This window comes from Marivirga aurantiaca (assembly GCF_016679925.1).
GTDB lineage: Bacteria > Bacteroidota > Bacteroidia > Cytophagales > Cyclobacteriaceae > Marivirga > Marivirga aurantiaca.
Genome location: NZ_JAEQBW010000013.1, coordinates 63,770 through 78,299, shown reverse-complemented (window position 1 = coordinate 78,299; position 14,530 = coordinate 63,770). Strand labels below are relative to the sequence as shown.

The window sequence follows — 14,530 nt, the reverse complement described above, 5'->3', positions numbered from 1 at the left end:
TTAAAATCTTAAGTCTATTGGAGATCTCTTAAATACAACTGAATAGTATTTTCCAAACCATAATAAAGTGCATCGCAAATTAAAGCATGTCCAATAGAAACTTCGTCTAGTTCAGGAATTTGTTCCTTTAAATATTGCAAATTTTCCAGACTCAGATCATGACCTGCATTCAAGCCTAATCCTGCCTTTCTGGCTACTTCAGCCGCATTTACAAATGGTTTTACGGCCTCACTTTTGTTTTTAGCGTAATTAGCAGCATAAGGTTCCGTATATAACTCAACACGGTCAGATCCACAATCAGCAGCGGCTTCTATTAATGCAATATCGGTACCAATAAATATAGAAGTCCTGATACCTTCTTTTTTCAGTTCCGCAATAATTTCTTTTAAAAATGACTGGTGTTTAATAGTATCCCAGCCTGCATTGGAAGTAAGCACATTGGGTGGGTCAGGTACTAAAGTGGCTTGTTCAGGTTTTATTTCTTTTACCAAATCCATAAAACGCTGATCAGGATAGCCTTCAATGTTAAATTCCGTACTGACTAGTGGTTTTAAGTCATATACATCCTGCCTGGTAATATGTCTTTCATCCGGACGCGGATGGATTGTAATTCCCTGAGCACCAAACCTTTCGCAATCTTGTGCAACATGTGCCACATTAGGATTGTTACCACCTCTGGCGTTACGTAAAGTTGCTATCTTATTGATATTGACACTTAGTCTTGTCATAATTTTAGTTTTATGTGGTAACTTTGCCTGCAAGTTAATAATTTTAAAAATTTACTATGAGCTTAAAAGAACAAATTGATTCAGGTATTAAAGAGGCAATGAAAGCTAAAAAGAAAGAGGAATTAACAGCTTTGCGCTCCATTAAGTCTCTTATATTACTGGCTGAAACGGAAAAAGGTTCTCACGAAAGCCTTTCTAATGATGCTGAAATGAAATTATTAATGAGGGCTGCCAAGCAAAGAAAAGAATCAGCTGAAACTTATGCTGCCAATAACAGGCAAGAGTTGGCTGAAGCAGAATTAGTGGAGTTGGCAGTAATAGAAAGGTATCTTCCCCAACAAATGAGTGAGGCAGAATTGAAATCCAAAGTAGAAGAAATCATAAAAAGAACAGGTGCAACCGGCCCGGCTGATATGGGAAAAGTAATGGGTGTGGCAACTAAGGAATTGGCTGGAAAAGCAGACGGGAAAGCTATTTCAGTAACTGTGAAAAATTTGCTAAATCCTTGAAAACACTTGACATTTTACTTTTGATTCCATTGATTTTTGGAGCCTATTTAGGCTTCAGGAAAGGCCTGCTGTTGGAAATCGTTTCATTAGTGGCCTTTGTTTTGGCTATTGTGGGAGCTTTCAAGCTATTGGATTTCGGAATAGAGTTGTTGCAACCTTATTTTGAAAAATGGGACACAGCTTTACCTATCATATCATTTATAGTGCTTTTTATAGCCATTTTATTGATAGTGAATTTAATAGGTAAAATAGTTAAGAAAGTACTTGATATGACCCTTTTAGGAGGATTGGATAATTTTGCTGGAGCTGTACTGGGCTTGTTGAAATGGGCTTTCGGTGTTAGCCTGGTATTATGGATGGCAGAGTCCGTAGATGTAAGTATTTCTGCTGAAATGGCCGAAGGAACTTATATTTATCCTACAGTGGCTTCTTTTGCACCATTTGTGTTAGACTTGTTTTCTGCTTACCTGCCTTTTATCCAGGAAGTTTTTGATAGTTTGAAATCAAAATTTTTATTCTGAGGGTTTCATGATACTACTGATCGATAATTTTGATTCTTTCACTTACAATCTGGTTGACTATTTTGAGCAACTGGGAGAGTCATGTTATATTGTCAGGAATGATGTTTCGCCTACATTATTGCCTGATATGGATTTCACCAAAATAGTATTGTCCCCGGGACCAGGAACACCTGAGCAGGCAGGATATTTGATGGAGTATATTAAATTTTTTGAACATGATTTACCTATTTTAGGTATTTGCCTGGGACATCAGGCAATTGCACAATATTTTGGTGCCAAAGTGGAAAAAGCCATTAAACCGATGCATGGGAAGCTTTCTGTTGTCGACAAATCTGTTGAGGATGGGATTTTTAAAGGGTTCCCCAACCATTGGAAAGTGGTGAGGTACCATTCTTTAGTAGTGAAAAATATTGAAAAGACTCATTTGGTTCCATTGGCCTATACAGAGGAAAATGAATTAATGGTGTTCAGACATAATCAGTTGACTATCTACGGAATACAATACCACCCGGAGGCAGCTCTTACAGAATTTGGAATAGAGATTCTGGCCAATTGGTTGGAGAAAGTAGCGAATGAGAATAAAGCAATTCCTGTATTATTATAGGATTGTGAACTATTTTGATATATTTAACAATTATAAATACTAAGCATTGGAATTTTGGTACGGTTTTAATTGCTATTTTTAATTAGAACTGATTGACAATAATTATTTTAAAAATGAAAATTCATAAAGAAGGAAATTACAGTTTTATAGATGAAGGCGAAGGAGAGCCATTGGTTTTATTGCATGGATTGTTCGGAGCTTTAAGCAATTGGGAGGGAGTAGTGAATAAGTTTTCTGTTAATTACAGGGTATTGATTCCTTTATTGCCAATTTATGAAATGCCTATCAAACAAGCGGGATTGGGGGCTTTAACAGATTTTGTAGAAGGGTTTGTTGAAATGAAAGGACTAAAGGACATGACATTAATAGGTAATTCATTGGGTGGTCATGTAGCTTTAATTTATACTTTACGGCATCAGGAACAAATTAAAAGATTGGTATTGACTGGTAGCTCCGGCTTATTTGAAAATACGATGGGAGGTTCTTTCCCGAAAAGAGGAAGTTATGAATACATTCAGGAAAGAGTGGCCTATACATTTTATGATCCTAAAACGGCTACTAAAGAACTGGTAGATGAGGTATTTGAAACTACCAAAAGTATTCCTAAGTGTATGAGAATTGTAGCCATTGCCAAATCAGCGCAACGACATAACATGGCGGAAGAAATCACAAAAATCAAAACGCCAACCTTGTTGGTATGGGGGTTGAATGATACAATTACCCCGCCAATGGTTGCACATGAATTTGATAAACTTATTCCTAATACCACTTTAAAATTTGTAGATAAATGTGGACATGCTCCTATGATGGAAAAATCAGAAGAGTTTAACACAATTTTAGAAGAATATTTAGAAAACAAGGAAGCATTAATGAGCTAATGACCATAGATTTAATCAACGATATGATCCCACCTCTTAAGGTGACAGATGATGTGGCTAAAGCCCTCCTCTGGATGGAAGAACTACGTTTACATGTTCTTCCTGTAGTGAAAGACAGGAAATTTCTTGGCTTTCTTACCGAAGACATGATCATAGAGGGGAACGGCAAGGAGAAAGTAGTAGGTGATTTTCTTTTACAAGGACAAAAGTGCTATATAAATGAAACTCAGCATATTTATGAAGGAGTAAAAAAAGCTACTGACAATGACTATGAATGTGTAGTAGTATTGGATAAGGAGGGTTTATATTTAGGAGTGATAATTTTATCAGATGCCTTGTCCGTTTTTTCCCAGTCAGCCACTATTCAAAGCCCTGGTGGTGTAGTGGTATTATCAGTTAATCAACTGGATTACTCATTGAGTGAAATTAGTCGATTGGTGGAATCGAACAATGCACAGATTCTCGGATCGAGCATAAATATTGATAAAAATGATGCTTCTAAATTCAGACTTACCTTAAAAATAAATAAAGCTGATCTTGCTCATATTATAGCCACTTTGGAAAGGTTTGATTATAAAGTGGTTGCGAAATATCAGGAAACAAGTACTATTTCAAATGAGAAAGAACGTTTGGATATCTTGATGAGATATTTAGAGACTTAATAGCTTATGAAAATAGCCTTGCATGGAAATGTGTTTAATGAAGAAGTAAAACCTTATATCCAGGAGGTTATCGATTTTCTTCAAAAACAGAACATAGAAATTGTCATTTCAATAAAATTTTCAGATAAATATAATGAGGCCTTTTCACAACCGCTTAACTTTGAAGTATATCGTAGAATAACCCCGGCACTTAAAGTCGATTATGTTATCAGTCTTGGAGGTGATGGAACCTTATTGGAAACTGTATCTTTAGTGGGTAAAGCCGAAACCCCTATATTAGGAATTAATACTGGTAGATTGGGCTTTTTGGCCACCACACCAAGGGATTTGATCGGTCAATCGCTCAAAGATCTGATTGATAGAAATTTCAAATTGGATTGTCGGACATTGATTAAGCTGGAAACGGATGCAGATATATTTAAGCAAACAAGATTTGCATTAAATGAATTTGCCATTCTCAAAACAGATTCATCCTCTATGATAACTGTCCATACTTATGTGGATGGAGAATATCTCAACTCATATTGGGCTGATGGGCTCATCGTCTCCACGCCTACAGGCTCTACAGGCTACTCATTAAGTTGTGGAGGGCCAATAGTTTTGCCTCATTCCAATAATTTTGTACTTACCCCGGTGAGTGCGCACAACCTGAATGTCAGACCATTGATCGTCTCTGATCAAAGTGAAATTTCATTTAAAATTGAGGGACGTAGCAACAAATTCCTTATATCCCTCGACTCAAAGTCGGAGTCTGTCGATTCTGAAGTAAAATTATCGGTAAGAAAAGAGGATTTCCAGGCAAAACTTATTACGTTTAATCACCTGAATTATTTTGACACACTCAGGCAAAAATTAAATTGGGGATTGGATTTAAGAAATTGATTGTCATTTATTTAATTAATTATCTTATTTTTGCTGATTAATTGCTTACATAATTTTGATATGAGAAAAGTATTACTATTGTCTACACTTTTTATGGCCTTCTTGATTATTTTTCCGGAATCAGCAGATGCCCAAAGAAGAAAAAGAAGGAAGAGCAGTAAAAATATTGGTTCTTTCTCCGGAAGTAAAAGATTGTTTAATCCTGAGATTTCCTATTATGGAATAGGAGGGGGGATTAATGCACTCAATTATTTTGGAGACATAGCACCTACTTCAGGAATAGCCAGTACTGATGTATCATTTACAAGACCAGGCTTTAATATTTTTGTAAAACAGAAATTTGGTGACCGTTATCATTGGAGAAGCAACTTCATGTGGGGTAGGCTTCAGTCAAGCGATGTGGGTACTGTAGGTATAGATAATTTTACAACAGAAAATGCCAATCGGTATTTAAGAAATTTAAGTTTCAGAAATGATATTCTTGAATTGTCATTTACAGGCCAAATAGATTTATTCAAGCATAGTGGACGGTTTTCTTCAAGAGCACCTTTGAACCTTTATGCTTTTGGAGGGGTAGGGGTAATTTATCATAACCCTAAAGGTAAAGTGCCTGAATATTTTTCTACAGATCCTTATCAGGTTGATAATCCTGAAGATTTTATCAATACCAGATATCTCCCATTGGAAAACGCAGGCGAATGGGTGAGTTTAAGGAAATTAGGTACCGAAGGGCAATTTTTTGACAGTGAAACAAAGCAGGCTTTTAAAGAAATTTATGGAAAAGATGTACCTAATCCCTATAGTATGGTTCAAATTGTAATCCCTATAGGGATAGGCGCAAGATATAAGTTGACCAATAATTTTGATTTGTCTTTGGAAATTGGTTACAGACACACTTTCACTGATTATTTGGATGATGTAGGAGGTGAATACGTTGATTTAGGTGGATTTGAAGACCCAATTGCAGCGGCCATGTCAGATAGGTCCAACGAATTTAACCAAACGGATTTTAACCTGATTCAGGAATTCACCTATTCCGATAATGTAGCTACCTATAATTCAAACATTAGTCCTGGGCTGAGCTGGAGTAGAGCAGCTGGTTATGGCAATTCGGCTGGTGAGGGCAATGATGATCCAAGAAGAAACATTAGAGGAAACAATAGTGACAATGACATTTATATTGTAACAAATATACAATTGACATACATTTTGGGAGGATCTATCGTTAGAGGAGCAAAATTCAGGTAATTTATGATCCAACAGACTTTCACCAAAGGGAAGCTGTATTGCTTTCCTTTTTTAGTTTTATTGTTTCTTTTAACCAATTCCTCTGTTTATGGCCAATCAAAGGAAATTGGCGGTGGAATTGCGAGCTTTAATTATACGGGTGACCTTATTCGTACTTATGACATCACCAACCAAACATTAGGAGCACATTTTTTCTATGTGAAGAATTACGAGAGAGGATGGAGTGGTAAAATTGCATTGGCTGGTGGAATGATCAAAGGCAGTGATAAAAGACCCATTGACCCAATGGCCGAGGTGAGATCTGCCGGTTTCAAAGATTTTATTACTGAAGTATCTGCTCAAATGAATTATGACTTTCTTGATTACAGGTCTGAAAAAGCACTTGTGAAATTCACTCCTTATCTAACTGTAGGAGTAGGATTTCTATTGCTTAATAGAGCTGATAAGAATGCGGAATATAGCGATGTGCAACTCATGATTCCCTTTGGGGGAGGGATAAAATATAGTATTAATCCCTTGTGGTCGGTAAATTTTGAATTTTCAGCCCGTAAATTGTTTTACGATTATATAGATAATATTTCCGAACAAGAGGTGACTGATAAAAGGAATTCTGATTTCCAGTTTGGCAATTGGGAAGATAATGACTGGTACTATTTTGCAGGTTTATCTGTGAGTTATACATTTTGGAATATTAACTGTCCTATTCCATTAGCAAAATAATAGAATATCAATTGAAGCTGCGGTTTATTAATAAGAATCAATTTTGTACCTTGCGGCCTTATTTTGGAGCTTTTTTAATAAATGGATAAAGAATTAGATAAAAGCAATTTACCGGAGCACATAGCCGTTATCATGGATGGCAATGGACGATGGGCAAAGAAACAAGGTGCAGCAAGAGTTTTTGGGCATAAAAATGCTATAAAAGCAGTGAGAGATGTAGTGGAAGGGTCCGCTGAATTAGGCATTAAGCATTTAAGTTTGTATGCTTTCTCAACAGAAAATTGGGCCAGGCCTAAAAAAGAAGTAGACGCTTTAATGCAGCTTCTGGTAAGTACTATCAAAAATGAAATGAAAACATTGCTGAAAAACAATGTAAGATTGACCGCGATAGGAGATTTAAAAAGATTACCTGAAAAATGCTTTAAAGAATTGGATTATGCTATTCAACATACGGCTTCCAATAATGGTTTGAATTTAATTCTTGCTTTAAACTATAGTGGGAAATGGGACATTATGCAAGCTGTTCAGAAGTCAGTGGAATATGCCCGGGAAAACAATCTCGATTCCGAAGATATAGAAAGCTCATTGTTCGAATCGTTTTTATCTACATCAGAAGTACCTGATCCCGAATTACTGATAAGAACCAGTGGGGAATTCAGAATCAGTAATTTCATGTTATGGCAAATGGCCTATACCGAAATTTACATTACAGAAGTATTATGGCCTGATTTCCGAAAGGAACATTTGATAGGGGCAATAAAAAATTATCAACAAAGAGAAAGAAGATTCGGTAAAGTATTAAGTGAATGAAGAAAATATTAGCATTAATTTTAACAGTCTGTGTTACCGCTTCATTGTCGGCACAAATAAACAATTCCCTTGATTACAATAATCCAAGAAAATATGAGGTGGTAGAAATTGTTACTGAAGGTTTAGAGTACCTGGACGAAAGTGCTGTTGTATCTATCACAGGCATTCGTGTAGGTGACAGGATTGATATTCCAGGTGATGATATATCATTTGCTATTAAAAAATTATGGCGGCAGGGATTATTTGCCGATGTAACTATCTTATATGAGGTAATTGAAGAAGGTAAAATTAAATTAATCCTAGATTTACTGGAAAGGCCGAGGCTTACCAGGTTTACATTTGAAGGGGTGAAAAAATCCAAACAAACAGAATTGACTGATGAGTTGACTTTGGTAAAAGGGCGAATCCTGACTGATGCATCTGTTAAAAATGCTGAATTGAAAATTGAAAGCTTTTATAAAGACAAAGGTTTTCTGAATGTTGAAGTTGATTCCAGGCAGAAGGTAGATTCTGTTTTAGGCAATGGTGTGGAATTAATATTTGAGGTGGATAAGAAAAGCAAAGTTAAAATTGAAGATATATATTTTGTCGGAAATGAGGAGTTTGGTGACAGAAGACTCAAATCCAGAATGAAAAAAACAAGCGAAAAACTCAAATTCACCTTATTTCAGGATATTTTTGGTCGTGCAGTTAATTCTAAACCCAAACACTGGTTTCAGTTTTTCACACAACAGGATTCTGTTGGCCCAAACAGGTTGTTGGACTATTTGGGAGAGCATGTAAATGTTAACTTTTTCAAATCTTCCAAATTGGTAAAAGAAGAATATAAGGCAGATAAACAGGCTATTATTGCTTTCTATAACAGTAAAGGCTACCGTGATGCTGAAATAACCTATGATAGCATTTTTAAAGACAAGAATAATATTTCCATTGAAATTGGGATTGAGGAAGGGCGAAAATACTATTTCAGGGATTTGAACTGGGAAGGGAATTTTACCTACTCAAATGAATTGCTCAGTACTGTTTTAAATATAGAAAAAGGAGATATTTATAATCTTGAGAAGATAAACAGGAAATTGAATTATGATCCAGCCGGAAATGATATCAGCTCCCTCTATATGGATAATGGCTATTTGTTTTTCAATGTTGATCCCATTGAAGTACGTGTAGAGGGGGATTCCATTGATGTTGAATTGAGGGTTTCCGAAGGACCACAAGCCACTATTAACCAGGTGAATATATCGGGTAATACCAGAACTAACGACCATGTGATTATCAGGGAATTAAGGACTATTCCCGGAGAGAAATTTAGTAGACAGAAATTGATCAGGACTCAAAGGGAATTGTCACAATTAGGATATTTTAACCCTGAAACAGTAAATCCTGTGCCAATACCTAATCCTGCTGACGGAACGGTGGATATCAATTGGGAATTGGAGGAAGTATCAAATGATCAAATTCAACTTTCAGGAGGTTGGGGAGGTCAAATCGGTTTTGTGGGTAGTTTGGGAATTACTTTCAATAACTTTTCGTTAAGTAATTTCATGGATTTTGGCAACTGGGATCCTTTACCTGTAGGCGATGGACAGATTCTTTCTTTGTCTTTCCAGGCAAATGGAAGACAATTCCAAAGTTATAATGCTTCTTTTACAGAACCATGGCTGGGAGGTAAAAAGCCAAATGCATTGACAGTGGGTGGTAGTTATTCCTACAGAGGTGCCATTGACTTTAGAAATCCAAGGGCAGCGGCCAATGGCTCTTTCCGAATCGCAAGGGGGTTTGTGAGCCTTTCCAGAAGGTTAAAATGGCCGGATAACTTTTTTACTTTGGCTAATACGCTGGAATATTCTAAATACACTCTGAATAACTATGGACTTCAATTAGGTTGTTCCGATTGTGAGGCAAATAATATAATATTTAAAACAACCCTGGCACGGAATAGTGTTGATAATCCAATATTTCCAAGATCAGGCTCTAATATCAGCTTAAGTCTGTCTTTAACGCCTCCATATAGCTACCTAAATGGTAAAGATTATGACAGGTTGTCGTTTGAAGAGACAATAAACTTTGTGGAATACAATAAATGGATGTTTGATGCTTCATTCTTCAATAAAATTTTCGGAGACCTGGTAGTGAATACCAGAGCCAATTTCGGTTTGATTGGAAGTTATCAGAAAGGTATAAGTGTAGGTCCATTTGAGAGGTTTATAATGGGCGGATCTGGTCTGGCAGGACAGAACTTTATTTTGGGTAGTGATATCATTGGACTCAGGGGCTATGAAGATAATTCATTAAGACCAACTCAATCTGTCACAAGCTTTGAAGGTGGGGAGACTGTACCAAGGGAATTGAGTGGTGGAACTATTTATAATAAATTTGTAATGGAGCTTCGTTATCCTATTTCTCTCAATCCATCTGCCACTATTTATGTATTGGGCTTTGGCGAGGCAGGAAATACCTGGACTGATTTTAAGGATTATAATCCTTACAACTTAAAACGTTCTGCGGGTGTAGGAGCAAGGATATTTATGCCGGCATTTGGAACTATAGGTATTGATTGGGGTTATGGTTTTGACCCGGCACCAGGGACGAGTATACCAAGCGGAGGACAAATTCACTTTACAATTGGTAATCAAATTAGATAAATTGGTATGAGATTTGTTATTATTGCAATAAGCATTGTATTTTTGGTGCTCGGCTTCCAAAAAGCGGAAGCACAAAAGTTTGGCTATGTAGATTCTAAATTTATTCTGAGCAAAATGCCGGAGTATAAAGAGGCGCAACAAGAGATTGAATCATTATCGGCCGCATGGCAGAACGAAATTCAGGGTATGCGTAAGGAAATTGAGTCTATGTATTCAGAATTGAAAGCAGAAGAGGTGCTTCTTACAAAGGAATTAAAAGAGGAACGCTTAGCGGTAATCGAGAAAAAAGAACAAGAAGTGAAGGAATACCAAAAAAAAGTTTTTGGATTCGATGGATTGTTCTTCCTTAAGAAGAAAGAATTAATTAAACCTGTACAGGACAAGGTGTTTGAAGCAGTGGAAGTAGTAGGTAAAAAAGAAAGACTGCAAATAGTTTTTGATAAGGCCGGTGAACTGATCATGATTTATACTGATCCTATCCATGACTATACTGATCTTGTTTTAGAAGAGTTGGGTTTAATAGATGATAATGATTTAAATAAAAATTAAAAATTGAGAAAAACGATGAAAAAGGTTTTAGTAATGATTTTAGCATTAGGGTTTGTTTTTAACGCCTATGCGCAAAATACAAAAATTGGGTTTACCAATGCAGACTACGTATTGAGCTTAATGCCGGAGTCTAAAGAAGTTGAATCCCAAGTTTCGGCTTATGAAAAGCAATTCACTAATTCTATACAGCAGAAATATCAGGACTTTCAAGCAAAGGTTGCTGACTATCAGCAAAATGCGCCTACCATGACTGAAGAGGTAAGAGCTACAAAAGAACAAGAATTACAAGCTCTACAACAATCTTTACAAAAATTTCAGCAAGATGCTGAGCAGTCTATTGTAAAGAAACAACAAGAATTGTTTGAGCCTATATATGAAAAAATCCAAACAGCTATTGATAAAGTTGCGGAAGAGAACGGCTATACGCATGTTTTGAGAGCAGAGGCTTTATTATACATCTCTGATGAGAAAACTGGTGATATTTCTGATCTGGTATTAAGAAAATTAGGTGTTGAGCCACCGGCCAGAACAGAAGAGTAATTTTGAGATATCAAAATTTAGAAATTAATTAGATCAGCCCTGAATATTATTCAGGGCTTTTTTTTTAACTTTTCCAAAGATCAGCTTTTTGGAAAAGCTCCCGTAATTGAATTGATATATTTTATGATACAGCATCCACCATTTCTTCAAACAGACGATTTAATTATCATAGTTAGCCCCTCCGGAGTTGTGCAGGAAGATTTAGTAAGAGGTGGAGCCGAAATATTACAAGGGGCTGGCTTCACTGTTGAATTTGCCCCGCATGTGTTCAGTAAACATTTTAAATTTGCCGGAACAAACCAACAGCGATTGTCAGATTTACAATATGCTTTGGATCACTCAAATGCTAAAGCAATCTATTGTGCAAGAGGCGGTTTTGGTATTACCCATATTCTTGATCACATAGATTGGACACTTTTTAAGCAAAACCCTAAATGGATAATTGGCTACAGTGATATCACGGCTTTGCACCATGCAGCTTATTTAACTGGATTCACCAGTATTCATACGAGCGTGTTACAGGGGCTTTCAGAGTTAAGCATTGAAAATCAGCAGGCAATTCTTGGTGCACTTAAAGGTCATTCAATAAAGATGTCTGCGAAAAGTAATTTTAACAAATCAGGAGAAAGTACAGGAGAGCTGGTAGGTGGAAATCTTTCTTTACTGGTACACCAAATTGGAACTGGTTCCGATATTGACTACTCAGGTAAAATCCTTTTCATTGAAGAAGTAGGAGAGCCTCTATATCATGTAGATCGTATGCTTTTACAGTTGGCACGAGCAGGGAAATTGAAAGGTTTAAAAGGATTGCTTGTTGGGGAGTTCTTTCAAATGACAGAAACTAAAGAGTTATTCGGAGCTTCTGTTGAAGAGATTATCTTCCAGCATTGTTCAATATATGATTTTCCTATTGGTTTTAACTTTCCGGTAGGGCATGGAGAACAAAATTGGCCTTTGGTACATGGAGCAAATGTACAACTGAAGGTTTCTGGTAACTCTGCCCAATTAAATTATTTATCTTAAATATCTTAAGATCTATAACTTTTATGAAAGTTATTCTTTTCTCAAAAGAAAAACCCAGCCAGGAGACCGGCAATAACAATATAAGGAGCAGGAATCTTTGTGAAGATGAGGATACAGATGGTGCCTATAATCAATGAAAAGTTTAATAAATTACTTTCTACCGGCTCAAAAAGCAAAAGTACAGCAGCTACCACCATCCCTGAACTCACCGCGGTAATACCCTCCAAAGAAGCTTTAATGATCCTGAATTTCTTGAGTTCATCCCAAAATCGTAATAAAAAAATAATCATTAAAGTGCCTGGAACAAAAATACCAACGGCCGCCAATAATCCTCCTAATATTTCTCCCCCTACTCCATATTCTCTCATTGATAAAGCGCCTATATAAGAGGCAAAAGAGAACGTAGGGCCTGGGATAGCCTGGGAGATAGCAAAGCCACTCAGGAATTCTGATGAGCTTAGATAATCTTTAAAATCCACGAATTCAGTATAAAGAAAAGGCACCAATACTTGACCACCACCAAAAATCAAGCTGCCATTCCTGTAGAAATTTTCCAGTAACCGGATTGGCAAAGACTGGGTAATACCACCAATGACAGCTATTAGGACCAATACACTTATCCAAATGATGAGGGCAGTCCATTTTATCTTCATCTTATTTTTTTTCTGTATAGGCTGCCTTTTATATTTAAAAGTAGTGGCAAGACCTCCGCATAATATGAGAATAGGAAATAAATAAGGGGAACTGGTAAATACTGTAATCACTGCTGATAAGATCAGTAAAATGATGCTGCTTTTGGTGTGGATCACTTTCAGGCATATTCTATAAGCTGCCACACCCACAAAGCCAACTGCAATGGGCTGAATAAAACGTGTAAACTCTGTTGAGAGCTCATTGGAGTGTATGTTGGACATGATGATGGCGAAAACCGTCATAATGCTTACAGCAGGAATTACCCATACAAATAATGTTAGAAAGGCAAAAGGTGCCCCACCTAATTTAAAAGCCAACCCACATAAGATTTGAGTAGATGAAGGCCCTGGCAACAGTTGGCACAAGGCATTCATCTCAATGAGTTCTTCTTCGGTCAGATAACCTCTTTTTTTAACGAGGTAATCCAAAAATAAAGCAAAAGTGGCCGTTACTCCTCCAAAAGCAGTAATGGATAAGATAAATATATCCTTTAAAAAAATATAATATCGGATACTCCGAATCACTTACTTTTTTTTCAGCAAGCCAATTTCTGCCAAACGTTCGTGCAGGAATTCTCCGGCAGTGGTGTCTTTATATTGTTTTGGATTTGCTTCGTCCACACAGGTATCAAGACAGGTTAAATCCATTTGAGAAACCGGATGCATGAAGAAAGGAATGCTGAACCTGGAGTTCTTCATTTGTTCTTTCGGAGGATTTACCACTCGGTGGATAGTTGATTTTAACTTATTATTGGTTAATCTGGCCAACATATCTCCCACATTTACAACCAACTGGTTGGGAAGAGCCGTAATAGGAATCCATTTCCCATCCCTTCTTAACACCTGTAAGCCATCTGCACTTGCCCCCATCAGAAGAGTGATCAAATTAATATCACCATGTTGAGCGGCACGAACTGCCCCTTCTGGCAAAGCTTCCGGATTTTCAATAGGTGGATAATGTATAGCGCGTAAAATACTATTCCCGTATTTCACTTTTTCATCAAAATAATTTTCAGGTAATTCTAAATATAAAGCAATGGCACGAAGCATTTCTACTCCGGTGTTTTCAAGTTTCTGATAAACTTCTTTGGCAATCTCTGCCATTTCAGGGATTTCTGTTGGCCAAAGATTGTCAGGGTATTCGGCTTTCATAGGGTGACCCTCGGGTACAAACTGGCCAATTTGATAGAATTCCTTTAAATCAGGAACATTATGTCCTTTTGCCTGCTCTTTACCTGTGCTGGTGTAACCTCTTTGCCCTGCCAATTCAGGGTCTTCATATTTTTTCTTTTGTTCGGTAGATAGCCCGAAAAACTTTTCCACTATTTGATATAGCTTCCGGCTGAGTTCATCACTTAGGTAATGACCTTTAATGGCTACAAAGCCAATGTTATTATAGGCATTTCCCAGATCTCTCACAAACTGCTCTTTTTCAGTAGTTGTGCCTGTGGTGAAATCACTTAGATCCAGAGAAGGGACTTCATTGTATAATTTATTGCTCATCGTTGTTTTTGTTCAG

16 protein-coding genes are annotated in these 14,530 nt (G+C 36.9%); 13 read left to right on the top strand and 3 right to left on the bottom strand.

What is annotated here, in order from left to right; translation table 11 throughout:
* Positions 1-14: 14 nt before the first annotated feature.
* Complete coding sequence (locus JKA74_RS18480) at positions 15-728, bottom strand: pyridoxine 5'-phosphate synthase (RefSeq protein WP_201432724.1); 714 nt, start codon at positions 726-728, stop codon at positions 15-17.
* Positions 729-784: 56 nt separating this feature from the next.
* On the opposite strand from JKA74_RS18480, the gene JKA74_RS18475 reads away from it, so the two are divergent.
* The 13 genes from JKA74_RS18475 (at position 785) to JKA74_RS18415 (ending at position 12,319) form a co-directional block, all read left to right on the top strand.
* A complete protein-coding gene (locus tag JKA74_RS18475) occupies positions 785-1,237 on the top strand; it encodes a GatB/YqeY domain-containing protein (protein WP_201432723.1) in 453 nt (150 codons plus the stop codon).
* A complete protein-coding gene (locus JKA74_RS18470) occupies positions 1,234-1,758 on the top strand; it encodes a CvpA family protein (RefSeq protein WP_201432722.1) in 525 nt (174 codons plus the stop codon). Before JKA74_RS18475 ends, JKA74_RS18470 begins: the two co-directional genes overlap by 4 nt.
* A gap of 7 nt (positions 1,759-1,765) precedes the next feature.
* Positions 1,766-2,362 (top strand): anthranilate synthase component II, encoded by a 597-nt coding sequence (locus JKA74_RS18465; protein ID WP_201432721.1) that lies wholly within the window; start codon positions 1,766-1,768, stop codon positions 2,360-2,362.
* A 113-nt stretch (positions 2,363-2,475) separates the two neighbouring features.
* Positions 2,476-3,240: an alpha/beta fold hydrolase gene (locus JKA74_RS18460; protein ID WP_201432720.1), complete on the top strand. Its 765-nt coding sequence runs from the start codon at positions 2,476-2,478 to the stop codon at positions 3,238-3,240.
* Complete coding sequence (locus JKA74_RS18455) at positions 3,240-3,902, top strand: CBS domain-containing protein (RefSeq protein WP_201432719.1); 663 nt, start codon at positions 3,240-3,242, stop codon at positions 3,900-3,902. The genes JKA74_RS18460 and JKA74_RS18455 overlap by 1 nt, the downstream gene beginning before the upstream one ends.
* Before the next feature lie 6 nt (positions 3,903-3,908).
* Positions 3,909-4,784 carry an NAD kinase gene (locus tag JKA74_RS18450; protein WP_201432718.1) on the top strand — a complete coding sequence of 292 codons (876 nt, stop codon included), beginning with the start codon at positions 3,909-3,911 and terminating at the stop codon, positions 4,782-4,784.
* Positions 4,785-4,844: 60 nt separating this feature from the next.
* Positions 4,845-6,032: a DUF6089 family protein gene (locus JKA74_RS18445; protein WP_201432717.1), complete on the top strand. Its 1,188-nt coding sequence runs from the start codon at positions 4,845-4,847 to the stop codon at positions 6,030-6,032.
* 3 nt (positions 6,033-6,035) lie between these two features.
* Complete coding sequence (porG, locus tag JKA74_RS18440) at positions 6,036-6,752, top strand: type IX secretion system protein PorG (protein WP_201432716.1); 717 nt, start codon at positions 6,036-6,038, stop codon at positions 6,750-6,752.
* 81 nt (positions 6,753-6,833) lie between these two features.
* The gene (locus JKA74_RS18435) at positions 6,834-7,562 is read left to right on the top strand and encodes an isoprenyl transferase (RefSeq protein ID WP_201432715.1); all 729 of its coding nucleotides are present in this window, start codon (positions 6,834-6,836) and stop codon (positions 7,560-7,562) included.
* A complete protein-coding gene (locus JKA74_RS18430) occupies positions 7,559-10,207 on the top strand; it encodes a BamA/OMP85 family outer membrane protein (protein WP_201432714.1) in 2,649 nt (882 codons plus the stop codon). Before JKA74_RS18435 ends, JKA74_RS18430 begins: the two co-directional genes overlap by 4 nt.
* Positions 10,208-10,213: 6 nt before the next feature.
* Positions 10,214-10,756, top strand: a complete 543-nt coding sequence (locus JKA74_RS18425; protein WP_201432713.1) for an OmpH family outer membrane protein — start codon at positions 10,214-10,216, stop codon at positions 10,754-10,756.
* Positions 10,757-10,771: 15 nt separating this feature from the next.
* A complete protein-coding gene (locus tag JKA74_RS18420) occupies positions 10,772-11,296 on the top strand; it encodes an OmpH family outer membrane protein (protein ID WP_201432712.1) in 525 nt (174 codons plus the stop codon).
* Between the two features lie 123 nt (positions 11,297-11,419).
* Positions 11,420-12,319 (top strand): S66 peptidase family protein, encoded by a 900-nt coding sequence (locus JKA74_RS18415; RefSeq protein WP_201432711.1) that lies wholly within the window; start codon positions 11,420-11,422, stop codon positions 12,317-12,319.
* A gap of 41 nt (positions 12,320-12,360) precedes the next feature.
* On the opposite strand, the gene chrA is transcribed toward JKA74_RS18415, so the two are convergent.
* Together chrA and JKA74_RS18405 are read right to left on the bottom strand one after the other, a co-directional pair.
* Positions 12,361-13,536, bottom strand: coding sequence for a chromate efflux transporter (gene chrA, locus JKA74_RS18410; protein ID WP_201432710.1), 1,176 nt, complete (start codon positions 13,534-13,536; stop codon positions 12,361-12,363).
* The gene (locus JKA74_RS18405) at positions 13,537-14,514 is read right to left on the bottom strand and encodes an isopenicillin N synthase family dioxygenase (RefSeq protein ID WP_201432709.1); all 978 of its coding nucleotides are present in this window, start codon (positions 14,512-14,514) and stop codon (positions 13,537-13,539) included.
* Positions 14,515-14,530 lie beyond the last annotated feature (16 nt).